Source organism: Acrocarpospora sp. B8E8 (genome assembly GCF_039871605.1).
Classification (GTDB): Bacteria; Actinomycetota; Actinomycetes; order Streptosporangiales; family Streptosporangiaceae; genus Acrocarpospora; species Acrocarpospora macrocephala.
In genome coordinates this window covers 82,958-107,474 of sequence record NZ_JBDPLV010000011.1, presented here as the reverse complement: position 1 = coordinate 107,474, position 24,517 = coordinate 82,958, and the positions used below count along the sequence as shown (strand labels likewise).

Sequence of the window (24,517 nt, the reverse complement as noted above, 5' to 3'; positions counted from 1 at the left end):
TCGGTGATGAACGAAATGTACGCAATGGTGACCCAGATCACCGCCCCGGCGCATAGTCGCTCCACCGACATCCCCCATCCCGAACTGGGAGTGAGCGCCATGTCCACGCCAACGGAAATCCCGCAGGCCCCCCGGGACCGGACCCGCTACCTGTACCTCGCCGTCATTATCGCGGTCTTAGCTGGGATCGCGGTCGGCTTCATCGCCCCGGACCTGGGCAAACAGCTCAAGCCCCTGGGCACCGCCTTCGTGGCGCTGATCAAGATGATGATCAGCCCGATCATCTTCTGCACCATCGTGCTCGGCGTCGGCTCGGTGGCCAAGGCCGCGAAGGTCGGCAGGGTCGGCGGCCTGGCGCTCGGCTACTTCCTGGCCATGTCCACGGTCGCGCTCGCCATCGGACTGATCGTGGGCAACGTCGTCGATCCGGGCCACGGGCTCCAGCTGACCGACGAGCTCCGCCAGGCCGCCGCCGCCGAGGCCGCCAAGGGCGGCGAATCGGACACCACGGCGTTCCTGCTCGGCGTCATCCCGACCACCCTCGTGTCCGCGTTCACCGAGGGATCGGTCCTGCAGACCCTGCTGGTCGCCCTGTTCGCCGGTTTCGCCCTCCAGGCCATGGGGGAGCGGGCGACGCCGATCCTCACCGGCATCGGGCACATCCAGCGGCTCGTCTTCCGCATCCTCGCCATGATCATGTGGGCCGCCCCGGTGGGCGCCTTCGGCGCGATCGCGGCGGTGGTCGGCGCGACCGGCGTGGACGCGCTCACCAGCCTCGGCGTCATCATGCTCAGCTTCTACGCGACCTGCCTGCTCTTCGTCTTCCTCGTCCTGGGCCCAATGCTCCAGCTGGTGGCCCGGATCAACGTGCTCTCCCTGTTCAGCTACCTCCGCCGAGAATTCCTGCTCATTCTCTCCACCTCCTCGTCCGAGTCGGCCCTGCCCCGACTGATCGCCAAGATGGAGCACCTCGGCGTCAGCCGCCCGGTCGTCGGCATCACGGTCCCGACCGGCTACTCCTTCAACCTCGACGGCACGGCGATCTACCTGACCATGGCCACCCTGTTCGTGGCCAGCGCGACCGGCGCCCCCCTCGCGCTGGGCGAGCAGCTGTCCCTGCTGGTCTTCATGATGATCGCGTCGAAGGGCGCGGCCGGGGTGACCGGCGCGGGCCTGGCGACCCTCGCCAGCGGCCTCCAGTCCCACCGCCCCGAACTGGTCGACGGAGTCGGCCTGATCGTCGGCATCGACCGCTTCATGTCGGAGGCTCGCGCCCTGACCAACTTCGCGGGCAACGCGGTGGCCACCGTTCTGGTCGGCAGCTGGACGGGAGAGTTCGACCGCGCCCGCGCGGTGGAGGTCCTCTCCGGCCGAGACCCGTTCGACGAGACGACCCTCCTGGACGAGCACGCCCCCGCGCCGGACGAGCCGGTTCCCGCCGCTAAGGAGGCCGCCATGGCTCCATCCCCGGCCTGAGGAGGGAACGCAGCCTGTTCCCCTCGTCACATCCGGCCTGAGGGGGACGCTCCCGGGAGCCGCCGTGGTTGATGGCACACCCACGCCACGACCTCCCGCCTGGACAACGTCGCCGCCCGCCCACCGGTGGGCGGCGACGTTGTTGGGATGTATCGGAAATGTCGGGCGCGCGGGTAGGCTCCGCGACGTGGAACCCCTGGTGGCCGTACTGGTCCTGGTCGCGCTGGTCGGCGTTCCGGCCATCGTGCTGTGGCGGATCCTGCGCGGACGCCGCGAACTCGGCAGCGGCCCGGCCGAACGCGCCACCTTCGAAACCCTGCACACCGCCTCCCTGGCCGCCCCCATGCTCCGCGCCGGACTCAGCCAGGCCGGAGTGCTCAAAGCCTCCCGCCACCTGCGCCAGCTCCTCGGCACCCAGGCCATCGCCGTCACCAACGCCGAGGAACTCCTCGTCTACGACGGCACCGGCGACCACCACGCCCGCGACGCCTTCGAGCACGCCATCGACACCCTCAACGACGGCCGCACCCAGGTCCTGCAGCTCAACTGCGACCTCCCCGAATGCCCGATCCGCCACGCCATCGTCGTCCCCCTCACCACCGACGACCGCGTCGTGGGATCCCTCGCCGCCTACGGCGACCACGCTTCCGCCGGTTTAGTCCGCGCCGTCCAGGAAGTCGCCCGCTGGGTCGACTCCCAGCTCGAACTCGCCGAGCTCGACCGCTCCCGCACCATGCTCATCGAAGCCGAGGTCCGCGCCCTGCGCGCGCAGATCTCCCCCCACTTCATCTACAACTCCCTCACCACGATCGCCTCCTTCGTCCGCACCGACCCCGAACGCGCCCGCGAACTCCTGATCGACTTCGCCGACTTCACCCGCTACTCCTTCCGCCGCCACGGCGACTTCACCACCCTGTCGGAGGAACTGCACTCCATCGACCGCTACCTCACCCTCGAACGCGCCCGCTTCGGCGACCAGCTCCAGGTCACCCTCCGCATCGCCCCCGAGGTCCTCGCCGTCGCCGTCCCCTTCCTGTGCCTCCAGCCGCTGGTCGAGAACGCCGTACGCCACGGCCTGGAGAGCAAACCCGGCGTCGGCCGGATCACGATCATCGCCGAGGACGCCGGCGCCGAATGCGGCATCACCGTCGAAGACGACGGCCTCGGCATGGACCCCGAACGCCTCCGCCGCGTCCTGTCCGGCGAAGACCGCGCCACCGGCGTCGGCTTGGCCAACGTCGACGAACGCCTCCGCCAGGTCTACGGCGACGAATACGGCTTGGTCGTGGAGACCGGCGAGGGCGCCGGCACCAAGGTCACCCTCCGCCTCCCCAAGTACCGCCCCGGCGTCAGCGCCCGCTAACCGGCCGACCACTCCAGGATCGAATCGGTTAGGCCGGTACCCGTTCTCTTCGCGTAGCGATCGCGGTCCGCCGGCCCAAAACGCTGATATTCGCATCATCAAGAGACGCAGGCGCACCACTGTCATATTCGGTAGCACCCGCGAAGATTTTCGGGCGACCCCCGCTCGCGATGTCATTGATGACCGCGTCGGCCAAGGCTGATCGTTCTTCCACCAATCGAAGCGTGTCCCGGAGTTCGTTCCGGTCAATACCAGCAAATTACCCGGCCACAAGAGCATCGTCATTTATGCTCACAGTGCTGCCATCCCTGCCGACGGAGAAGACGATGGTCACGGCGCGGCACTTCGCCAACAGGCTCGCTGTCCAGTCCGGCAACAAGAACCTCCGCATGACCATAGTCGGAGACGTGCGGTTCGAGATGCGGGTTCCGCTCAAGGCGCTGCGCTTCACGGCGATCGACCATGACACCTTCTGTTTCGCCCCGATCCAAAAGACGGTCGCGGGCACGGCCGTAAATATGGCCAAGGCGGCACAATCACTTTTCGCGACTGCGGTAATCGCCAAGATCGGCGACGACGAGCTCACGCAGTTGATCAAGGACCACCTCAACCGGATCGACGCCGATTGGCATCTCATTGTGGACGCGCAGACCGCCAACGGCCTGGTGGTCATTGTTCGGGATGCCGCTGACGAGAAACACGGCGGGAACCGGCTCCTCGTGTCGGGCCTGCCCGCGCCCGGCCTACGAATCTCGATGGCGGACATACATACCGAGGCCCTGCTCATTCAGCAGAGTGATTTGCTGATGATAGACGGCTACTCGTTGCTGTCACAGAGCGGCCGCGAGGCGCTCATGGCGGCACTGAAGCTGGCCGGCGGAGCAGACACGCTGCGCTGCGTGGACTTGGTTCCGCATAATATCCACGAACTCTTCGAGTACCCGGAACTGGAAGGGTTTCTAGGCCATGCGGACATTGTCATCTCCAATGCGCGGACCTTGGCAGCCCTGCTCGGTGAGCGAGCGGACTACCCGTTGAGCAAAGCCGGTCTGCGGCCATTGCTGGAGCATGTTCGCCGGCTCTGCCTGCCACCGCAATATTGGATCCTACGTTTCGGTGTCGGGGACACGCAGGAAACAGTCATCCTTCGGCCGGAGCGGGAACCCATTTATTACGAAACTGGATATGTCGAGACTGACGACCATGCCGGGTTCGGTGATCGACTGGCGGCGTGGGAGTTGTATCAGATCCTGAATCATCGAGTCGTTGATTAGCATGTTCATTCATTTCTTTCATGGCCAGCTCTTCACGCTATACCAGATACTTGAGAGAGTGCGTCCGCGCGCGGCGCTTGTTGATCGTCTGCGGCATGCCCTCCATTGGTCGGTCTTCCTTACCCATGACGCGCTCGTGATGCCAACGACTGATCTGGTCCAGTCGCCGGTGTCAGCGGCGTTCATGAAAGATCTCCGTTTTCTCGCCGACTGCGATCTTCTTTACTTCGTGGGGTCGACCGTGGATGTCGATGACCTGCAGGCCAGCAAGCGGGCTCATTTTGGCGGCACGTCGATGCATCCGCAGTGGTCGCAAGGCAGCGCGAAACGGCGACTGCGCAGCTTTCAGCGGAACATGAACGCGCGTTCCGTCGACACCACCACCGATGTGAAGATTCGCTGGAAGGGAGATGTCGCCGCCCTGGACCGACAGATTGGAACGTTTGCCATGCGTCAACTCCGGCACGTGCACACCATGCTCGACACGAAACCAGGGCCGAGCCAATACGAGTCCGCTCTGTACGATATTCCGGAGAAGCTGGGCGCTCACGCCTTTCTCTGGAACGTAATCGAGGACCTGAAGATATTCCCGTTCGAGACCTCCTCGATAGCCCGGCGCCATTTCGAGCTGGCGCTCGGCTGGAATTGGGCGCACAGCTATCTCGATGAGTACGGCACCACGATGGTCGGGCGCATTCCCGGGATCGGCTACGTCGATTGCGGTCTCAGGTCGACGGACTCGACGTCTCTGGTGGATCTCGTGACCTATGACGCCGTGCTGCGCGTTCTCGGTCTGACCGAGGTCTTCGCCGCGCTCTCACTTGCGGATCTCGTCCGCCTGCGCGAGGACCCTCGGGTGATTCTCTTCGAGCAGAACGTGCTGGGCGAGTTCTATCGTCTGCTCTCCCGTACCGGTCGCCGGAACTCCTCGGCCTTGCCCTACCTGAGGCGGCTGGCGGACTCCACCCGCGACAGAGTCCAGTCCGCACACAGTCCGGTGGACGCGATGATAGCCGCGGCTCTCAGCGCGACGGAGGACGGCAAACCACTGGAGATGGTGGTCAGGCGAGGGAGATCGACCGCCGCCGATCCGCCGGCTGTGCTGGACGGACTCCGCCCGCATGGGGTGAGCTCACAAACACCTCAGCCGGAGGAACGGCCCACCGTAGCCGTCCTCGTGGCTCTCGTCGAAGAGCTTGACACCGTGCTGACGCTGATCGAGGCGCTCGCCGGCCCGTTGACGATCATTGAAGACGAGGAGACCGGACGGGCCGCTTACCTGACGCCCTACGGTCCCTTCAGGCTTCTCTTCGCCTTGGTCGGCCGGGGGCAGGAGCGGTCGGCGGTCAGCGCGGCCCTGGTCATCGCGAACCACCGGCCGGTGCTCACGGTGAGTCTCGGTATCGCGGGGGCGCTTTCGGAGGAACTCTCGATCGGCGATGTGGTTATCGGCGACCAGGTCGTCAGTTATCTCGCGAATGCGAAGGCGGTGCCGGACGGTGGCAGCGGCTTTATCTTCAGGATGGCCGGTGACCCACTGCGATCAGATGATCTACTAGTAGAACGGGCGGTTCAACTTCCATTTCTCCGCCGATCGGCCTTCGCCGCGTCGAGGGAACGGGTAGCCCGGGCCACGGAGAAGAATCCAGAGCCGCCTATGCGTGCGGGCGGCTACGGATTGGTGGCCGGCCCAGTGGCGTGTGGGCCGGTGGTCGGCGCGGCGACCGAGTTCAGGAACTGGCTGCTCCTGTGGAAACGGGACTTGATAGCCCTGGACATGGAGACCTCGGGGATCGCGGCGGCCGCCTCGGCCCTGGGAACGCTACGACGGGTTCGTTTCTTGGCCCTTCGGGGGATTTCCGACCTCGCCGATGAGGACAAGTCCCGATTGGAGCAGTCCACCAAGGGAAGCGCGCGCCGCCTGGCGATGCGTACCTCACTCGAGGTTCTGTTGCTTCTACTTGATTCCTTGCCAGATGCAATATTGCGCTGAGGACGGCAGGGTCATTCGGAGCGCACCACCACTTAATCAGTTTTGTGGACGGTGCGCGGATGCCTCCATTAAGGTGGGGCGAGAGTTACGGGAGTGATACGGTCTCCGAGCTGCCTCGGGTTGAACGATGCGATTTCCGGACAATGCGTCGAGCATTGCGACTACGGAGTGTGACGTGGTGCCGAGAGCGGTATTGCTGACCGATCTCGACAACACGCTCTTCAGCTGGATCGACTATTTCGCCCCCAGTATCCGGGCAATGGTGGGCGCCCTTAGTTCGGTGACCGGCGTTCCCGCGGACGATATCTATCCGCAACTACGTGAGGTCTTTCGCCGGCACAACGCCGCTGAGCATCCGCGGGTGATACGCGAGCTGAAGCTGTACCATGATCGCGACCCGGTGGAACGCGAAGAGATAGTGCGCCTGGGACAGCAGGTATTCGACCAGGCGCGGAGCGTGAACCTCAAGGCCTACCCTGGAGTCGTTGCCGCGCTGACCGAGTTGAGGAATCATGATGTTGTGGTGGTCGGGGTCACGAGTTCATCCGTTTATGACGCCGTCACCCGGATAGAGATGCTCGGTCTGGCTCCGTTGCTCGACACCGTCATCGCGTGGCAGGGTATTCCAGGAATCGCCCCTCCCGATCATACGGAATTAGCCCGGCGAGTGGTCTCCATCCCTACAGAACTACTGAAGCCCAGCTGCCATCCATATCAGATGGCGCTTGAGCGGTGCGATCTGGACAAGCTGGTTCCGGTGTGGGTGGTGGGCGACAGTATAGCCAACGATCTGATTCCCGCCCGGGCGATCGGCGCCAGAACCGTATGGGCGAGGTACGGGCACGCCTATGAACGCGTCAACTTCGAAACCATCCTACGAGTAACGTTCTGGGATGCCGGGAAGGTTAAATCTGCGTACGATTCTTCGATCATGGAACCGGATGAGATCATCGATGATTTCGGTCAGATAGTCGAACTCATGCTTGGCGAGGAGCGGCGTGCGGCCACCCATTTCGATTTCGCCGGCCCGGACCCCAGGCTTGATTCGATCTCTACCGGATGCGACTCTGAAGAAAGATGAATACACGGGGAGTGGCTTCGATGCGGAATCATGGAGAGGACGCCCTCTCGTTAAGGCAGGCGCGGGTTCACACCATGATCCAGAGTGTCGGTGGATATTGGCGCCCAATCAACGGTCTGGCCCGTCTCCTTGAAGAACTCGGTGAACTTGCCGACGGCATCGAGAGCCGCGACGAGGGGTTCTCGCACGACAAACTGGCAGAGGAGTTCGCCGACATATGGATCATATCCACTTGTACAGCGAACCAGTTCAATATTGACTTGTCCTCGCAGCAGGCGCCGGACGGACCCGTACCGGTGGGAGTGGCCTCGCTCCTGAGCCGCGCCGGTTGGATCGCGCGCATCCTCAATTATTACGACGGCCCCAAAAATCCACGGTCCGTGGCTGACTGGCCCTCGCTCGGTGCGGCCATCGCGACATTCCATGTCGCGCTTAGAAGGTTGGCCGAGGAGTTCAAGGTAGATGTCGACGCAGCCGTTGACGCCAAGATTGAGATGACGCCCGAGAGGGACGTCGGCCGATTCCAGCAGTCGTTCGACCCCAGCACGGCCGAGACGGTCGACGGCTTCGAGAGGCTCCGATTGAAGACTCCCTGCACGCTCGCCAAGCGGGCGAAGCTATGGGGGGCTCCGCCGTGGCGGGCGAACTGGCCGGCATTCATGAACGTTGACGCGCTCGTCCCCTACTTGACCGTATTCGCCAAAGCCGCGGACCGCGAGGGCTTGGATGGCTTCGTCGTCGCGCCACCTGGCGAGATCGAGAACCAAGGTATGCCTGGACTGGCCACCTGGTTCAGAGAGTTCCTGGAACTGCTGGTCCAGAACGACACTCCATCCGATCGTCCCGATGCCCTCACTGATATCAACCGTCCAGGTTGGCAGTTCTCCTACCATGGCGTACGGATGTTCATCTCCGTCTTCTCCTCGCTCTATCCGGCAAACCATCCTCGGCATTCCGCCGTAGGTCCGTACGTGCTGTTCCAGCCGGAGTCCTCGTTCGACGCCCATGGAATCGGCTCCCGGCATCCCTCCTCCGCGCGGCTCAAGCAATCGATCAGGCGGCAGTTCGCCTCGGCCGGCCTCGACTATCCAAGCGAGATAATCGACCAGCGGGTGGAGGCCGCCATCTACCTGTTGCCGAGGTGGCGGGGGGACTCGGAGGTGAGATGGTGGGTCCGCGCGCCGGAATCCGATCGGCGGCTCCCGCTCAAGCAGAGCTGACCCGCTGAAATATGACGTGATGGGCCAGGTGATTCTCCCTCCGTCCCAGTCTGGTGGCCTTGTTCGATCGCACGGCGAAGTCCGCGTGAAACAGGCTCCATAACTCGTGTCGGGTCGGATGATGGATCACGTTTCCGAGCGTTCCGACCCGCTGGCCGCCGCCCTCAGCCGCGGGATCGTCATCCGCGTAGCAGACGATTGCGAACAGGCCACCTGGGCGCACGGCCAAGCTGACGGTTCGGGCGTAGGCAGCCCGGTTACTCACGTCGACGTGATGGAAGACGCTGTAGTCATAGACCAGGTCGAAGGTGGATTCGCTCCGGTAGTCGAGGAGGTTTGCGACCTCGAACCTGATGTCGTCGACCCCACTGGCAGTTGCCTTTTCGCGGGCGGCGGCGATGGCGGTTGCACTGAAGTCGATCCCTGCTACCTGGAAGCCGTGTCGGGCCATGGCAACGGCGTGGTCGCCCCGGCCACAACCGAGGTCCAGGACTGACGAACCAGGTGCTAACAAACTCGCCCACTCGGCGAACTCCACCGGCGTCCTGCTCGGCTCCCAGGGCAGCGCCGCAGTAGCTCTCTGATAGAGCTGCTCCCAGTGATTCTCGGCCGGGGAGGGTCGAATTGGTCGCTGGCCTGATACGCCGTCCATCGGTGTCCATCCATGACAGTGTTCGTGCCGGTGGCGCTCGGAGAGCCCTCGTGGAACGCGTGGGCGTGGTTTGCCGATTCTGACGTTAGAACAGGCCCTGTAGCCGCGCACTGGCAAGTTCCGGCAACGCTGGCACGGTGCGCAACGTCACGCAAATGTGTGATGCTGTCGGGGCTTCATCCATTGGGACACCTGTGACTGCTCCGTGATGGCGTTGACTTCCGTAGACCGTTTCATCAGTCTCTATGGAACTAAGTCATGAGGAGGCGGGACATGACCGGGCTGCGGGTCATGGCGGTCGACGATGAGCAGCCGGCGCTGGAGGATCTGGCGTATCTGCTCCGGGCCGATCCGCGGATCGGTGATGTGCTGACGGCCAGGGACGGCGCGGCTGCGCTGAAACTGCTGGATCGGGCCATGGCTGACGGGCGGCCGGTGGACGCGGTCTTTCTCGACATCCGGATGCGCGGGCTCGACGGGGTCGTGCTCGGGCGGCTGCTCACCCAGTTCTCCCGGCCGCCGAAGGTCGTGTTCGTCACCGCCTACGAAGATCATGCGGTGGACGCGTTCGAGTTGAAGGCCGAGGACTATCTGCTCAAGCCGGTGCGGCCTGATCGGCTGGCCGAGGCGATTCGCCGGGTCTGCGCGGGCAGCACGGGGATTGTGGGCGATCGCGTGGAACATGACGTCGACACGATCCCGGTCGAACTCGGTGGTGTGACGCGTTTCGTGACCAGCAACGAGGTCCGATACGTGGAGGCGCGTGGCGACTACGCCCGGCTGCACACCGCGACCGGCAGCCACCTGGTCCGGATTCCGCTCGCCGCGCTGGAGGAACGCTGGGCGTCCGCCGGGTTCCTGCGGGTGCACCGCAGCCACCTGGTCGCGGTCCGGCACATCGACGAGCTGCACATCGACTCGGGCAAGTGCGTGGTCAGGATCGGCGACACCGAGATTCCGGTCAGCCGCCGGCACACCCGCGAACTGCGCGACCTGCTCGTACGCCGAGCCCGCAAGGCCAAATCCGAATGAGCGCCAAACCCCGCCGCGTCGTCGTCACCAGCCCGCGTACGGCCGTCGCCCGCAGGCCGCGCTACCCGGTGACCCGGGAGATCGACGAGCAGACCCGCCTCGGCGAGGTCTACATGGGCTCCCTGATCCGCACCCAGCTCCGGCTCGCCCTGTTCGTCTGCACCGTCCTGGCCTGCGTCATCGGCGGGCTGCCGCTGCTGTTCCTGCTGGTCCCGGACCTGCGCGCGGTGGAGCTCGCCGGGCTGCCACTGCCCTGGGTGATCCTCGCTGGGCTGATATATCCGGCTTTTGTGGTCGGCGCCTGGCTCTACGTACGCCACGCGGAACGCAACGAGCGGCACTTCGCCGAGCTGGTGGAACGCGAGTGAGTTCCGTCATCGCGATCGTCCTGGTCGTGCTGGCGGCGGTGCTGATCGGGGCGTTCGGGATCCGGGTGTCGCGGACGACGTCGGACTTCTACGTGGCGTCGCGGACGGTGACGCCGCTCTGGAACGCCTCCGCGATCGGCGGGGAGTATCTCTCGGCCGCGTCGTTCCTGGGCATCGCGGGGCTGATCCTCACCTTCGGCGCGGACATGTTGTGGCTGCCGGTCGGGTGGACGGGCGGCTATCTGGTGCTGCTGGTGCTGGTGTCGGCTCCGCTGCGCCGGTCAGGGGCGTACACACTGCCGGATTTCGCCGAGGCGCGGCTGGAGTCGATGGCCGTGCGGCGGGTGTCCAGCGTGCTGGTGGTGCTGATCGGGTGGCTGTATCTGATGCCGCAGTTCCAGAGCGCGGGGCTGGTGTTCCGTACCATCACGGGGGCGCCCACCTGGGCGGGCGGGTTGCTGGTGGCGGTGGTCGTGGCGGTCAACGTGCTGTCCGGCGGGATGCGGTCGATCACGTTCGTGCAGGCCTTCCAGTACTGGCTGAAGCTGACCGCGCTGGCCGTGCCGCTGGTGTTCATGCTGATCGCGTGGCGCTCGAACGGCTCGCCGGGGCTTGAGCCGTCGGATCCCTGGGCGCTGCCCCTGCATGGCCGCGAGTATCCCGTCTATTCGACATATTCGCTGATATTGGCGACATTTCTGGGGACGATGGGGCTGCCGCATGTGCTCGTGCGGTTCTACACGAATCCGGACGGGCGGGCGGCCCGCAGGACCACGCTGGTGGTGCTTTCTCTCCTCGGCGCGTTCTATCTGATGCCCGCCATCTACGGATATCTGGGCAGAATCTATCTGCCCGGCATCGACCGGCCGGACGCGATCGTGCTCACCCTGCCCAGCCATCTGGTCCCCGGCGTGGCGGGGGACCTGCTCACCGCGCTGGTCAGCGGCGGCGCGTTCGCGGCCTTCCTGTCCACCTCCTCGGGCTTGACCGTCTCCGTCGCGGGCGTCGTCGGCCAGGACATGCTCAAGTTCAAGGACGGCGTGCGCTCCTTCCGGGTCGCCACCGTGCTCGCCGTGCTCGTGCCCTTCGCCCTGGCCGGTACGGCGCGCGCCCTCCCGGTCGCCGATGTCGTGGGCTTGGCGTTCGCCGTGGCCGCGTCCTCGTTCTGCCCGCTGCTGGTGCTGGGCATCTGGTGGCGGCGGCTGACCACCACCGGCGCGGTGGCCGGACTGCTGGCCGGCGGCGGCATGGCCTGCTCCGCCGTGATGGTGACGATCATCGCGGGCCCGCATGATGGCTGGGCGGGCGCGCTGCTGGCTCAGCCGGCCGCCTGGTCGGTGCCCATCTCGTTCACCGTCATGATCGTCGTCTCGCTGCTGACCCCCGCGCGGGTGCCCCGGAACGTGGCCAGGACCATGGTCCGGCTGCACACCCCGGAGACCCTGGACGTCGATCGGGGCGACTGGCGCCCCCGCTCAACCTGACCTCCCACGCGTCCGTTTTGCCCCGATAATTTTCGGAACCGTTCGTCGCGCATAGCGGACCATTCGGCGCAACCCAGACCCAGCTGAGCGCCACGTGGCGGCGGCTCGGCGAAGAACGAGCCCACGCCTCTCCTCGCCGGGTACCGTCCCCTCCTACTTTGTGGGTGATCCAGATCACAGGAGGCATCGTGACGACGCAACATCATGATTCGTCGGTATATGAGGAGATCGGAGGCTCCGAACGGTTCCAGGAACTGAAACGCCGCTACCGGTCGTGGGCGTTCCCGATGACGGTGGCCTTCCTCGCCTGGTACCTGCTCTACGTGGTGCTCTCGGGCTTCGCCAGGGACTTCATGGGCACCAAGCTGTTCGGCAACATCAACGTCGCGCTGATCTTCGGGTTGCTCCAGTTCGTGTCGACCTTCCTGATCGCCTGGGCGTACAACCGCCACTCGCTGGCCAAGCTCGACCCGCTGGCCGACGAGCTCCGCCATGAGATCGAGGGGGCTCCCAGCGGGGAAGAGGAGGTCAAGGCATGAGCGAGACCACGCTCTCCACGATCCTTTTCCTGCTCTTCGTGGTCGGCACCCTGGTCATCACCTTCTGGGCCAGCCGCCAGACCAAGACCGCCGCCGACTACTACGCGGGCGGACGCCAGTTCAGCGGCGTGCAGAACGGCCTGGCCATCGGCGGCGACTACATGTCGGCCGCCAGCTTCCTCGGCATCGCCGGCATCATCGCGCTGTACGGCTACGACGGTTTCCTCTACTCGATCGGCTTCCTCGTCGCCTGGCTGGTGGCCCTGCTGCTGGTCGCCGAGCTGATGCGGAACTCCGGCAAGTACACCATGGCCGATGTGCTCGCCTTCCGGATGAGCCCCCGGCCGGTGCGGACCGCCGCCGGGGTCTCCACGATCACCGTGAGCATCGTCTACCTGCTCGCCCAGATGGTCGGCGCGGGCGCCCTGGTCACCCTGCTGCTCGGCGTCACCTCGTCCAACGGCAAGGCGCTGACCATCGTCGGCGTCGGCATCCTCATGATCGTCTACGTGGTCGTGGGCGGCATGAAGGGCACCACCTGGGTCCAGATCATCAAGGCCGTCCTGCTCATGGGCGGCGCGACCCTGGTCACCCTGCTCGTGCTCGGCCACTACGGCTTCAGCCTGTCCGGCCTGCTCGGCGAGGCCGCCGCCCAGAGCGGCAAGGGCGACGCCTTCCTCAATGCCGGCCAAAGGTACGGCACCGAGGCCCAGGGCATCGCCGGAAAGATCGACCTGATCAGCCTGGGCCTGGCGCTCGTGCTCGGCACGGCGGGCCTGCCGCACATCCTGATCCGCTTCTACACGGTCCCCACCGCCAGGGACGCCCGAAAGTCGGTTCTCTGGGGCATCGGCATCATCGGCACCTTCTACCTGCTCACGCTCGTGCTCGGCTTCGGCGCCGCAGCCCTCGTCGGAAGCAAGACCATCTCCGAGCAGAACGCGGCAGGCAATACCGCCGCACCACAGCTCGCGAAGGCGGTCGGCAACCTGATCTTCGGCGAGGTCGGCGGCACCATCCTGCTGGCGGTGATCGCGGCGGTCGCGTTCGCCACCATCCTGGCGGTGGTGGCCGGTCTCACCCTGGCCTCCTCCTCCAGCTTCGCGCACGACCTGTACGCCCACGTGTTCCGGCGCGGCAAGGCCACCGAACGGGAAGAGGTCATGGTCGCCAGGATCTCCGCCTTCGTCATCGGCGCGGTCGCCATCGGCCTGGGCATCCTCGCACAGGGTCTGAACGTGGCCTTCCTGGTCGCCCTGGCCTTCGCGGTGGCGGCCTCCGGCAACCTGCCCGCGATCCTCTACAGCCTGTTCTGGAAGCGCTTCAACACGGCCGGCGCGGTCTCGGCGATCTACGTCGGCCTGGTCTCCGCGATCTTCCTGGTCGTCTTCTCCCCGGTGGTGTCCGGCTCGGCCTCCGCCATGTTCCCGGACGCGGACTTCGCCTGGTTCCCGCTGTCGAACCCCGGCATCATCTCCATCCCGCTGGGCTTCCTGGCCGGATGGCTGGGGACGATCCTCAGCAAGGAATCCAACGACGCGAAGTTCGCCGAGATCGAGGTCCGTTCGCTCACCGGCGTCGGGGCTGAAAAGGCGACGCCACACTAGTCGCCGTCGAGTGCCCCCGGACTGGTCACACCCAGTTCGGGGCACTTTCGTTGTCCAAGTGTCGGCGAGCTTGACGAGTTGGAACGTGAGCCAGGGCTGAGACGCCTCAATGCAGGGCGACGCTCGGAACCGCCGCGTCGTGCCCACCGCCCAGTGGTACGACCAGGTGTCGGCGGCGAACGCCAAACCGGGGCCGAAACCCAAGGCCTGCCCGACCAAGAAGGGCAGCAAGAAGAAGCCCGGCTGTCCTTCCCCGAAACCAGGGTCAGTCGGCGCCCAATTCGGCGTAACGGCGGGACGAGGCCAGGGCCGCCTTCAGGGTGTCCTTCGTGACCTGGACCGGCTTGCTCCAGCCTTCCGGGCCCTTGCTCGCGTACACGGGGGCGTAGGCGGCGGTGTCGCGCTGGTAGCGCCAGCCTTCGGCCAGCGGGCCGGCGTCGACGGTGTCGTAGCCGATCGCGTCGAAGAACTCGATCACCGCGCGCTTCGCCTCGGCGTCGTCGCCGACGATCGCCAGCGCGCTGCGCTCGGGCGAGCCGGCCGGGCGGGCCAGGGCCAGCAGGTGTTCGAAGTAGATGTTGTTGAAGCCCTTGATCACCTTCGACGTGGGCAGATGCTCCTGCAGGAGCTCGCTGGTCGTCGTCGACTCATCATCCAGCGGGGCGAAGTGCCCATCGCGTTCCGGATAGTAATTGTTCGTATCGATGACGACCTTGCCGGCGAGCGGCTCGACCGGGACCTCGCGATATTTGCCCAGCGGGATCGTGACGACCACGAGGTCGCCCGCCTCGCCGGCCTCCGCAGGGGTCGCCGCCCGCGCGTGCGGTCCGAGCTCGTCGACGAGCTCTCGCAGGGTCTCGGGTCCCCGCGAGTTGCTGAGGACGACGTCGTACCCCGCGGCCACCGCCAGCCTGGCCACCGTGCTGCCGATCTTGCCGCTACCGATGAGTCCGATTGTTGTCATGCCCGCCCCAACATGACCGGCCCGGCCCGCATTCCCGCAGACCAACTGACGCAGCTGTGCGATGGAGCGCGGTTCGGGGAGCCAGTCACAGCTGGGCCGGAGCCGGGTACCCGGGCCGCTGGCACGAGTGCGAACCTGGCCACCGGTAAAGATCGCAACTAGGGACTTTGGTCTCTACCTGCGAGGCCGACCGCTGCGGGACAGTGGCGGTCATGACGTCCCGCACCGACCCAGCATCCCGTTTGACCAGGCACCTGCCACGCGAGGAAGCGCTGCGGCTCCTGGAGGTCGTCCGGCTGGGGCGGATCGTGTTCGTCTCCCGGGCGTTGCCCGCCATCCGCCTGGTCACCCACACCCTCACCGACGGCCGCCTGGTCATCGGCGCGGCCTACGACGCCGAACTGGCCGCTGTGCTGGTCCGGCCCGGCTTATCCCATGTGGTCTACCAGACCGACCGGATCGACCCGGCCACCCAGCTCGGCTGGAGCATCACCCTGACCGGCCGCGTCGCCCTCATCCAAAGCAGCGGTGAACTCGACCAGCTCACCCCCCGCCTGCACCAGTGGAACGGCCAGCCCTGCGACCTGGTCGCCTGGATCCACCCCGAACTCCTCACCGGGACCGCCGTCGAGGCGATCACCAACGACGATGACGCCACGGACAGCCCGCGATGACCACCGCCGCACGGCAGATCCGCGACCTGTCCCGCGAGGAGGCCCTCGACCGGCTGGGCAGCATCTCCCTCGGCCGGATCGTGTTCACCCGCAACGCCCTGCCGGAAATCCGCCCGGTCAACCACCTGCTCGACGGCCACGCCGTGATCATCCGCAGCCACCTGGGCGCCGCGATCGTCTCCGCCGCCGCCGAGCGTGGCGTCGTGGTCGCCTATGAAGCCGACAACCTCGACCCCGTCACCCACCTGGGATGGAGCGTCATCGTCACCGGCACCGCCTACCTCATCCGCGAGCCCGCCGCCATCGCCCACTACCAGCAGCGGCTGCGGCCATGGATCGCCCGTGACATGGACTACGTGATCGCGATCGGCGCCGATCTGGTCACCGGAATCGAGCTGACCGCCATCCGCTGACTCAGCAGAGCCGCTGCCGGATCAGCCAAAATAGCCCGCAGACCCCGTCGGGCACCCACGTTTACGCACGTAGGCTGCTGTATGTGGCCACCCACGATCTTGAAGGTGCCGCTGCGGTGGGTTTACCGCTGTCGAAGCCACGAGTGGCGGCAGGTCAAGGGCTTCGGTATCGCGTAGGCCCACTCGGCCCTGGGAAAGCGGGGCGACTTCGATGGGCTGAAAAGGCGGCACAACACCAAACCGCCGTCCTGCAGGGCGCGGGGCTCCATCAGAGCTCCGCGCCCTGTTTCCGCCTCACCGCGGGCCCGCAGGCGTCCCACCTCGATGAAGGGCGGCGCTAGACCACGACGACGTCCTCTTGCACGTCGCCTATATGCGTTGTTGCGTAGCCAGAGTGGTGTCTCCGCTGGAGGCCGATGAGCTCACTCAAGTCGGCGATTCGGGCGGAGGCTCGCCCATCGCCGAACGGACAGGTGACGGGTGCTTCCGTCAGAGAGTTCGTGATCAGTTCCTCGGCGTGCTGGGCCAGGTGTCCCGGATCGGGCACGAGGAGGCATCGTGGGCTGAGGGCTTCGGGACGCTCGGTGGATCGCCGTATGACCAGGAGCGGCAATCCCAGGACGCTGGACTCTTCTTGGAGCCCGCCGGAGTCGGAGATCAGCAGGGTCGCTTGCTCGGCGATCGCAAGGAAGGCCGGATATGTGAGTGGCCCGGTTACGTGCAGCCGTTCGAGGAGGTACCCGAGGCCGAACTGCCGTACGCGCTGTCGGGTTCGAGGGTGCAGCGGGAGCAGGACCGGCAGGTCGAGCGTGCCCAGAGCTTCCAGTAGCCGGCGAAGCCTGTCGGGGTCGTCGGTGTTCTCGGGGCGGTGCACGGTGGCCAGGACGAAGCGCGGTCCGGTGAGGGACGCGGTCGCCCGGTGGGCGGAGGCGTGGTCCCTCGTGGTGAGGTGGACGGCTTCGACGATGGGGTTGCCGGTGAGGATGATCCGGTGCTCGGGGATGCCCTCGGCCCAGAGGTTGGTGACGTTGCCGGGGGTGGCGGCGCAGCACACGTCGGCGAGGTGGTCGATGAGAATCCGGTTGTGTTCCTCGGGCATGGCCCGGTCGTGGCTGCGCAGGCCGGCTTCGACGTGGATGAGGGGGATCTCGACGGCGTTGGCGGCCAAGGCCCCGGCGAGGGCGGTGTTGGTGTCGCCCTGCACGATGACCACCGCTGGCGGGTCGGCACCCCAGTCGCGGGTGAGCTGGGAGGTGGCCTCGCCGATCTGCTCGCCGCGGTGTCGGCCGCCGACATCCAGCCGCCGGTGGGCTTGGCCGCGGCCGAACGCGAGCTCGTTGTCGAAGTGCTGGCCGGTGTGGATGACACGGGCCGCATCGCCGAGCAGGGTGATCAGCACCGACAGTTTGATCATCTCGGGACGGGTGCCGAGGACGACGGCGATGGACCGGTCGGGGAGACGGGGCATCAATCGGGCTGGCTCCTTTTCGGGGACGGCTACCAGAACAGGTGGCTTCGTTCGCCGGTGATGTAGCGGCGGGCAGCGATGAACAGGCGCAGGTAGAGCTGGTCGGTGTCCTTCTCCAGGTACCCCGGGATGAGGTCGGTCCGGCTCAGCGGGGCATCGATGTAGCGGCGATTCGCGCTATCCCGGATCAGGTAGCGGGCTGCCACGTCGGGCCGGGTTCCGTCGGCGAGTTCGATCGCGGCGGCGAGGTCGAGTTCGACGAGCCCGGATACCTCGGCGTCGTCCAGCGGGATCTGTTCCAGATCGAGGTCGAGCGGGAGCAGGTGCCAGTACTGGAACTCCCGTTCCATCCAGCCGGGGGCAAGCGTCACGGCGGTCTGCCGGATCCCCAGCGGCTGGAGGTCGGTGTAGGGGACGTTGATGCCGAGTTCCTCGCGGATCTCCCGGACGCCGTCGGGCGTGGTCTCGCCCGCTTCGTAGTGGCCGCCGACGGTGAAGTCGGCCTGGTCTGGTCGGTCGAAGGAATACCGGCCCGGCTGCTTCTTCTGCAGCAGCACGGTGGCCCGTACGGGGTTGACGGCCAGGCATGAGAACGTGCGGTGCCATAGCCCGTCTTCGTGCGCGATCTTTTTGTCCTGCTGCCCGATGTGCTGGTTGCGGTCGTTATAGACGTCGATGAGCACGTGGTCCTCCGGGCGGCGTGGGTGTTCAAGCCCCGGCGGTGACGCAGGACGCGGTGAGGTCGCCTCGCTCGAAGCGGGCGAGAGCGTCGGCATAGCGGTGGGGCTCTCCGACGGTAACCCAGACAGCGTCCAGGCGGTGGACGCGGACGTCGCCGACACGGGCCTGTTCTCCGACCGCGACGCCGAGGTCGACTTCTCCGGCCGCTTCGGGCCGGGTGACCAGATGATCGAGGATGGCGGGGCGCAGGACCAGGCGGGAGACTACCGCGAGAGGTTCGGCCACCGAGGCGGGGTCGGGGCGCTGCCGGATGCCGGTGACGCGGTTCCCTCCGGGCTCGGCGAGGTCGACGACGCCGAACGAGCCGATGTCGGTACGGTCGATGCGCTGTGCCGCGATGGTCGCCTCGGCGGAGGCGCTCTCGGCCAGGGCGCGCATCGCAGCCAGGTCCGCTCCTGGGGTTCCGCCGAGCAGGACGTCGTCACCGAACGCCACCAGGAACTCTTCGCAGGCGGTGAGCTCGTCGGCCAGAGTCAGCAGCGGCGCAGCGTTGCCGTATCCGCAGGACAAGTCCTCGGGGACCGCTCGGATGGCGAGACCTTGGTCGTGGAGCCAGGCGGTGTAGCCGGGGACAATCTGGTCGTCGGGCCGGGTCACCACGTACACGTGGTCGGCTCCGGCGGCGATGCATTCGGCGATGACATGTCCGAGGGCGGGCTTGGACCCAATGGGCAGCATCTCTTTGGGGACGAACCGGGTGAAGGGGTAGAAGCGGGTGCCGTGCCCGGCGGCGGTCACCACGGCGGGGCAGGGACGGTGCGGGAGGATCATGGGCGGGCTCCGGTCAGGTCGGCCAGGGCGCGGTGCAGATCGGTGATCTGTCCGCGGATCCCGAAGGTCAGCTGGTGGCAGGGGACGGTGGCGGCGAGGTGTTCGCACGCCAGGGCGGCCTGCCTGGTCAGGGCGGTGTCGCTGGTGGTGCGTTCGACCAGCCAGGGCTGCCAGAACTCGTCGGTCGGGGTGAAGCACGCCTCGGTGAGCAGGGCGAGGGTTTCGGTTTCGGTGAGACGTCGGATGCGGGGCGGTTGTGCGGTGTCGCTGAACCGCGGGGCAAGCAGGGTCTGCAGGTGTGACCCGACTGTGAGTGATGATCCGAGCGCCGCGGCGAAGGGCCGGGCCGCCAGGGTGGTCTTGGCGGCCGTGGCGAAGGTGTCGGGCAGATCGGTGCGGGCGGATGCGGGGATGGCGGCGCGGAGTTCGGGGAAGGCGTCGATGGTGCCGCGGGCGACGGGGACGGGCAGTGGGACGGCCACCACCCGGTCGTCTCCGTGCACGATTATCCGGTCGTTGGACAGCAGCGCGCCGTCGTCGCCGAGTGCGCGAAGCAGGGCGGCCAGGGTGCTGGTCTTGCCGGCGCTGCGGGGCCCGCAGATCATCAAGGCGCTCCCCGCCCGGTCGACCCCGGCGGCGTGGAAGACGATGCCGTGCGCGTTCTCATAGGTCCGCAGCATCGCCTCGCGGATGATTCGCACCGCGTAGCGCGCGGCCATTTCGGCGCTGTTGACGAACAGGTCGATGATGGTGCCGTTGATGGAGACCGCCCACGCTCCGGGCCGCTGTTCCAGGTCGTCGCGGCGCACCGTGTAGCTCCGGGTGCCTGCCGACGTACGGCTCTCGGTGAGGGTGACGCCGGGAACAGGTGAGACCTGGCCGGTGACGTTCTCGGTGAACGCGGCCGTGGCGGTGCGGTACTGATCGGATTGGGTCCACAGGTTGAGCTGGTAGCCGGGCAGGTCCAACTCGCCGATGGGGCCGGCCAGGTAGTCGTCCAGGTGGGCCGCCAGGTCGGGAAGCAGGTGCGGCGGGCTGGTGAGGGAGATGCCGACGTCTCCGGCAGATCGGCTCAGGTCACCGGTCCCGATCGTCATGACGACCTGATCCGGCTTGTGTGGCTGCTCAGCGAGGTCAGGGCGGCGTCGATGCGGGGTTGCCGCTCGAGGATCGGAGTATTCCTCAGCCGCAGGACCGAGGAGAGCCCGAACGCGCTCAGGACGGTCTTGGCGGGCAACTGACGACGGAGCGCGGCCACGGCCAGGTCGAGGCGATTATGGAACCAGCGGACGGGCAGGATGCCGGGGTCTGGATGTCCAGGGCAGAGCCCGGGCAGGTCGTCGACCTGGCCGGGAGAGAGCGCGGCTGCGGCGGCCAGGAGAGTTCGGGCGGCATATCCGGCGAGCGCGCACAGGGTGATGTCTACGTCGTAGCAGAGTGCGCCGAACAGCCGCTCCCAGTCGTTGTTCTCGGCGGGCCGCAGGTCGGCCAGCAGCGGCGGGAGGACGTCGATGCAGACCAGCCCGTCGCCCGTGGAGATGAAGTTCGCGAGGTTGGTGTCGAGTCTGGCCGGGGTGACCTTCAGGGCCGTAGCCCAGGCCGCGATCTGCCCGACCGCAGCGAGGAATGCCTCGGGGTCCGTCCCGGCGAGGTCGGGCACCGGGACGCCGGGCACCCACTGGTGCTGGACGGCAGGCCGCCAGGAGTGGACCACGATCCGCAGCTCGGCTGGCAGCCGTACCCCGCCGTCGCGAAGATGCTGGACATATCGGTTCAGGTGGGGCGTGCTGGATTCCTCAGCCCACCGGATGAGCGGGGCGCTTGCGGAGCCGCTCATCAGTTTGAGGACCTCGCCGTCCCGCTGGTGCTGAAGCAACGTCATCGGGCATCACCGTCTCGGTAGCTCGTCAAGAAGTCGCTGGCGTCGGCGTTCATCGCCCGGAACTCGGCTGGCAGGTCCAAGCCGAGCAGCCCGGCGAACTGTGCCGCGGCAGTGACGGTCGCGGCGCTGGCCTGCGGGAGGAGGACCGGGGTCCCCGTGGGCTGGTGCCGGTATCCGGCGGCCACCAGCCCGGCCTCGACGGCCTGCCCGGCACACACCAGCAACAGCAGCAGAGCCTCGATCTCCGACCCGGACGCGGCGGTCCGCGCGAGCTCGATGTGCGCAGGGGGCACGTCGGCCAGGACACTGATGCTGAGAGCGGCCAGGGTCACGTCAGCGAGTTCGTCCCCGAGATCGCCGATCGGCCGGGCCACATCCTCGTAGGCCGACACGTCCATGCCGCGGTGGCGGGCGACGCACAACGCTACATGGCCGAGCTGAACCGCCAGCTCAGCACCCGCCGTGGCGGGGTCCCACGCTCGTGGCGCGGTTCCGGCGAAGCCCTGCCGGAGCCGCCGGGTCCTGTCCACCATGTCTGCCAGGTCCTCGTCGCCGATCACGAGCCGGCCACCTTGATGACCAGCGGCTGCGCACCGGCGGTTCCGCTGCTCCAGTAGGCGTCCGAGCCCTGCCCAGAGACGACGACACGGACCCCGAGGTCCTGGGTGAGCGCCGACACCACCCGGTTGGGGACCGCCGCCTCGATGCGCAGCTCCCGCCGGTCCGACACCAGCTCAAAGGAGACGTCGGCCAGGCCGCGCCGCTCCAGCACAACCGAGATGACGTCCGGGCTGGGGAGTGCAATGTCGGCGGGGGCCGCGCAGACCATCCGCTGCCGCTTCGGACAGTGGTTGCGCTGGGTGCACACCTGCCCGCCGTAGATCCCGAACCGGTCGGCCTCGCCCAGCGTGTAGGCCAGGGCGCACGCGTTGGTGTGGAACACCGGGTGGCCTGGGTGCCGGTCGGTCGTGCGGTGGATGAACTCCCAATACGGTTCGGGGTAGACGCACTCGGCGTCGGTAACCCCCGGTGTGGTGGCGAGCTCCGGCCAGTGGACAGCGAGCCGGTCCAGCGCCTCGGGCTCGACCTTCAGGCCGGCGGCCATGGTGCAGACGGCGTAGCGGGCGGCCGTGTCCAGGACCCGGGTCATCACCTCGATCGTCGCCGAGGCGGGGAACGCCGGCCGCCAGTAGTGCACGACCGGGATCCCAGCCGCGTGCAGGGCGGGGAAGTTCTCCCGGATCTCTTCGTGCCGGACACCGACCTCGATATCGGCGTCCATGCCTGAGTAGCTGAGGTAAACGATGACGCGCAGGCCCGCCGCTCGGACGGCGCGGATCGCTTCGATGGTACCGGCGGGTACCCGGCATTTGGTGATGAGGACGACCGCGTTCGGGAGGCCCGCCGCGACGAACTCGGCCAGGAGCTCGGCCAGGTAGTCCCTCGAAGCCCTCACGGCCATCACGTCGGTCCAGGTGAACAGAGCCACCGTCCGGTCCGCCCCGTACAGGTCGGAGTCCATCAGCAGCCGGACGGTCTCGGCCGGGGTGTGCAACTGGACCGGCCGGACCCGGGTCTGGCCTCGCTGCTTCAAGAAGCAGTAGTCGCAGCTCTTCGGGCAGCCCTGGATCGAGTTCACGGCCAGCCAGGACGCATGCTGGTCGATCACCGGCGTCCACTCCCGGCGCGGGTCCAATAGGCCGACGGGCTCGGCCGGGCTACGGGCGATGGTCGTCAACGCGACCTCCTCGATCGCTTCTTGGGAGCCCTACGCCGGGCCTCCCGCCTGCTCCTCAAGCAAAAGCGACGAGGGATTCGCGCGTGACCCCCGCAGACGGGGAGAACACCCGTGGGGAACTCCTCAGATTCGGGGAGTTCCGGCGGTCAGTACCTCATGCTGAGCGCAAGACCTGCCGCATCGGATGCGGCGGCCCGGCACAGTGGGTACCGTCGGAGTGACTCTCGAGGAGAGCGAGGGCCTTTGCCGTGGGTGCATCTTCTGGCAAGGTGAGCGTTCGTCGACAGGTCGCCGAGCTACGCCAGACGATGCAGGCGAATGGCGCGGCCCCGCACCAGATCGCCGAGGCGATCGCGACCCTGTTGGGCGTCAACAGCCGCGTAGCATGGCGGCTCGCGACCGGTCTCACTCAGGAACAGGTCGCCGATCTCTACAACATGCGGTGGCCGTCGCCCGTGCCCAAGACCGGCAAACAGGTCAGTTACTGGGAACGGTGGGAAGGTCCGGGCAGCCGTTCTTCGACATCAGCGCGGGCCCCGTCGCACCTCGACCTTTCCCGGCTGGCCGTCGTCTATGGCAGTACGGTCGACGATCTGCTGTCCATGCGGACAGGTGGCCGGGCGGACGCTACCGTTGCCCCCGAGATGCCGGGGACCCCTGGTTACGCTGAGATTCTGCTTTCGGACGTTGAGTCGGAGGAGGACGCCACGAACCGCCGGGAGATGCTCGCCAGCATGACCGCTGCGGGGGCCGCGCTGGTCGGTCTCCCGCCTGTGTTGCGAGCAGCAATACCGGACCGAATCGGCCCGGAGCAAGCTGCGGAAGTCCGCAGACTCACTGCGATGTACCGCGGCTGGGTGTACGAGCACGGCGCCAGCGGCCAACTCCAGTGCGGCGTGGCCCGGCTCCTGGGACACGCGACCAGTCTCATCAACCGGACCTCTCACCAGCCCATTCGAGACGACCTTCTTGACGCGCTCGCCGACGTCGCGGGCCTGGCTGCCTACGCATGCCGAGACCTCGGTCTCCAGGACTACGCCGCCCAGCACTACGTCATCGCCTTCCAAGCAGCAAAAGCCTCCGGAAACCACGCTTTGGCCGGCCACACCGTGGTGCGCATGGCCGGACACAACATCGAACTCGCCCGCCCGCGCGAGGTACTCGACTACCTCGACGCCGCCCAGGGCATCGGCAAGACCCGCGGCTTCACTCCCGGTGAGCTCTCCAACCAGTACGCGATCAAAGCTTGGGCGTTCGCGCAGAGCGGCCGCGCCCAAGAGGTCCACCGGGCCGTCGGCATGGCCGAAGAGCACGCCGCCCTCGCTGAAGATCGCAGCGGCCCCGACTGGAGAATCAGGCACGTGGCCGAAGCGGAATTGTTCAGCCTGACCGGCGCCGGCTACGCCGAACTGTCCAAGCACTCACCCGCCCACGCACCCGAAGCCATCTGGCGACTCACCAAAGCCATCGACCTGCGCGGATTCGGCGGAGCCCGAAACGCAACCCTCGACAACATCTCCCTCGCCGAAGCGCACCTCGCCACCCACGATCTTGAAGGTGCTGCTGCGGTGGGTTATACCGCTGTCGAAGCCGCTGGCACCAGTTCGTCCCGCCGCGTTCGAGTCCGACTTGGAGAACTGCGACGACAGCTCGAACCGCACACAAAACACCCCGATGTCGCCGACCTCGCCACGCGGATCTCCAGGCTCTGAAGTCGAGCGAGTTCCGCTCAAATCCAAAGCCTCTTGATTAATGTCAAAGGGCTATCGCTTCGTTT

Annotated in this window: 23 protein-coding genes; 14 read left to right on the top strand and 9 right to left on the bottom strand. The window is 66.8% G+C overall.

Features of this window, described 5'->3' with window-relative positions:
- The first annotated feature begins 6 nt into the window (after positions 1-6).
- From ABGB08_RS12975 to ABGB08_RS12950, 6 genes are all read left to right on the top strand, one after another.
- Positions 7-1,476 carry a cation:dicarboxylase symporter family transporter gene (locus ABGB08_RS12975; RefSeq protein WP_347589944.1) on the top strand — a complete coding sequence of 490 codons (1,470 nt, stop codon included), beginning with the start codon at positions 7-9 and terminating at the stop codon, positions 1,474-1,476.
- 187 nt (positions 1,477-1,663) lie between these two features.
- A complete protein-coding gene (locus tag ABGB08_RS12970) occupies positions 1,664-2,839 on the top strand; it encodes a histidine kinase (RefSeq protein ID WP_347589764.1) in 1,176 nt (391 codons plus the stop codon).
- 287 nt (positions 2,840-3,126) lie between these two features.
- Positions 3,127-4,113, top strand: a complete 987-nt coding sequence (locus ABGB08_RS12965; RefSeq protein WP_347589762.1) for a PfkB family carbohydrate kinase — start codon at positions 3,127-3,129, stop codon at positions 4,111-4,113.
- Between the two features lies 1 nt (position 4,114).
- Positions 4,115-6,106: a hypothetical protein gene (locus ABGB08_RS12960; protein WP_347589760.1), complete on the top strand. Its 1,992-nt coding sequence runs from the start codon at positions 4,115-4,117 to the stop codon at positions 6,104-6,106.
- 175 nt (positions 6,107-6,281) lie between these two features.
- Positions 6,282-7,187 (top strand): HAD family hydrolase, encoded by a 906-nt coding sequence (locus tag ABGB08_RS12955; protein WP_347589758.1) that lies wholly within the window; start codon positions 6,282-6,284, stop codon positions 7,185-7,187.
- Positions 7,188-7,261: 74 nt separating this feature from the next.
- Positions 7,262-8,407 carry a YqcI/YcgG family protein gene (locus tag ABGB08_RS12950; protein WP_347589756.1) on the top strand — a complete coding sequence of 382 codons (1,146 nt, stop codon included), beginning with the start codon at positions 7,262-7,264 and terminating at the stop codon, positions 8,405-8,407.
- Here ABGB08_RS12950 and ABGB08_RS12945 read toward each other — a convergent pair.
- Positions 8,394-9,059: a methyltransferase domain-containing protein gene (locus ABGB08_RS12945; RefSeq protein ID WP_347589754.1), complete on the bottom strand. Its 666-nt coding sequence runs from the start codon at positions 9,057-9,059 to the stop codon at positions 8,394-8,396. The two genes, ABGB08_RS12950 and ABGB08_RS12945, sit on opposite strands and share 14 nt — an antisense overlap.
- A 273-nt stretch (positions 9,060-9,332) precedes the next feature.
- Between ABGB08_RS12945 and ABGB08_RS12940 the strand changes: the two genes are divergently transcribed.
- The 5 genes from ABGB08_RS12940 (at position 9,333) to ABGB08_RS12920 (ending at position 14,089) form a co-directional block, all read left to right on the top strand.
- Complete coding sequence (locus ABGB08_RS12940) at positions 9,333-10,091, top strand: LytTR family DNA-binding domain-containing protein (protein WP_347589752.1); 759 nt, start codon at positions 9,333-9,335, stop codon at positions 10,089-10,091.
- Positions 10,088-10,459, top strand: a complete 372-nt coding sequence (locus ABGB08_RS12935) for a hypothetical protein (RefSeq protein WP_347589750.1) — start codon at positions 10,088-10,090, stop codon at positions 10,457-10,459. Before ABGB08_RS12940 ends, ABGB08_RS12935 begins: the two co-directional genes overlap by 4 nt.
- Positions 10,456-11,943 carry a cation acetate symporter gene (locus ABGB08_RS12930; protein ID WP_347589748.1) on the top strand — a complete coding sequence of 496 codons (1,488 nt, stop codon included), beginning with the start codon at positions 10,456-10,458 and terminating at the stop codon, positions 11,941-11,943. The genes ABGB08_RS12935 and ABGB08_RS12930 overlap by 4 nt, the downstream gene beginning before the upstream one ends.
- Before the next feature lie 188 nt (positions 11,944-12,131).
- On the top strand, positions 12,132-12,482 hold the full coding sequence (locus ABGB08_RS12925) for a DUF485 domain-containing protein (RefSeq protein WP_347589746.1): 351 nt from the start codon (positions 12,132-12,134) through the stop codon (positions 12,480-12,482).
- On the top strand, positions 12,479-14,089 hold the full coding sequence (locus tag ABGB08_RS12920) for a cation acetate symporter (protein ID WP_347589744.1): 1,611 nt from the start codon (positions 12,479-12,481) through the stop codon (positions 14,087-14,089). Before ABGB08_RS12925 ends, ABGB08_RS12920 begins: the two co-directional genes overlap by 4 nt.
- Positions 14,090-14,354: 265 nt before the next feature.
- Here ABGB08_RS12920 and ABGB08_RS12915 read toward each other — a convergent pair whose 3' ends face one another.
- Positions 14,355-15,053: an NADPH-dependent F420 reductase gene (locus tag ABGB08_RS12915; protein WP_347589742.1), complete on the bottom strand. Its 699-nt coding sequence runs from the start codon at positions 15,051-15,053 to the stop codon at positions 14,355-14,357.
- A gap of 212 nt (positions 15,054-15,265) precedes the next feature.
- On the opposite strand from ABGB08_RS12915, the gene ABGB08_RS12910 reads away from it, so the two are divergent.
- Positions 15,266-15,727, top strand: a complete 462-nt coding sequence (locus ABGB08_RS12910; protein ID WP_347589740.1) for a pyridoxamine 5'-phosphate oxidase family protein — start codon at positions 15,266-15,268, stop codon at positions 15,725-15,727.
- Entirely contained in the window at positions 15,724-16,140 is a 417-nt protein-coding gene (locus ABGB08_RS12905; RefSeq protein WP_347589738.1) for a pyridoxamine 5'-phosphate oxidase family protein, read from the top strand. The genes ABGB08_RS12910 and ABGB08_RS12905 overlap by 4 nt, the downstream gene beginning before the upstream one ends.
- A 337-nt stretch (positions 16,141-16,477) precedes the next feature.
- Here ABGB08_RS12905 and wecB read toward each other — a convergent pair whose 3' ends face one another.
- From wecB to ABGB08_RS12870, 7 genes are read right to left on the bottom strand one after another with little or no spacing between them, the layout of a single operon-like run.
- The gene (gene wecB / locus ABGB08_RS12900; RefSeq protein WP_347589736.1) at positions 16,478-17,608 is read right to left on the bottom strand and encodes a UDP-N-acetylglucosamine 2-epimerase (non-hydrolyzing); all 1,131 of its coding nucleotides are present in this window, start codon (positions 17,606-17,608) and stop codon (positions 16,478-16,480) included.
- A 29-nt stretch (positions 17,609-17,637) separates the two neighbouring features.
- Positions 17,638-18,291 (bottom strand): NUDIX domain-containing protein, encoded by a 654-nt coding sequence (locus ABGB08_RS12895; protein WP_347589734.1) that lies wholly within the window; start codon positions 18,289-18,291, stop codon positions 17,638-17,640.
- A gap of 25 nt (positions 18,292-18,316) precedes the next feature.
- Positions 18,317-19,120 carry a sugar phosphate nucleotidyltransferase gene (locus ABGB08_RS12890; RefSeq protein WP_347589732.1) on the bottom strand — a complete coding sequence of 268 codons (804 nt, stop codon included), beginning with the start codon at positions 19,118-19,120 and terminating at the stop codon, positions 18,317-18,319.
- Entirely contained in the window at positions 19,117-20,217 is a 1,101-nt protein-coding gene (locus ABGB08_RS12885; protein ID WP_347589730.1) for a hypothetical protein, read from the bottom strand. Before ABGB08_RS12885 ends, ABGB08_RS12890 begins: the two co-directional genes overlap by 4 nt.
- The gene (locus ABGB08_RS12880; protein ID WP_347589728.1) at positions 20,214-21,002 is read right to left on the bottom strand and encodes a hypothetical protein; all 789 of its coding nucleotides are present in this window, start codon (positions 21,000-21,002) and stop codon (positions 20,214-20,216) included. Before ABGB08_RS12880 ends, ABGB08_RS12885 begins: the two co-directional genes overlap by 4 nt.
- Positions 20,999-21,562 (bottom strand): hypothetical protein, encoded by a 564-nt coding sequence (locus ABGB08_RS12875; RefSeq protein ID WP_347589726.1) that lies wholly within the window; start codon positions 21,560-21,562, stop codon positions 20,999-21,001. The genes ABGB08_RS12880 and ABGB08_RS12875 overlap by 4 nt, the downstream gene beginning before the upstream one ends.
- Entirely contained in the window at positions 21,559-22,740 is a 1,182-nt protein-coding gene (locus ABGB08_RS12870) for a radical SAM protein (protein ID WP_347589724.1), read from the bottom strand. Before ABGB08_RS12870 ends, ABGB08_RS12875 begins: the two co-directional genes overlap by 4 nt.
- Before the next feature lie 269 nt (positions 22,741-23,009).
- Here ABGB08_RS12870 and ABGB08_RS12865 point away from each other — a divergent pair, with 269 nt between their 5' ends.
- Positions 23,010-24,452: a hypothetical protein gene (locus tag ABGB08_RS12865; protein ID WP_347589722.1), complete on the top strand. Its 1,443-nt coding sequence runs from the start codon at positions 23,010-23,012 to the stop codon at positions 24,450-24,452.
- The last annotated feature ends 65 nt before the right edge of the window (positions 24,453-24,517 follow it).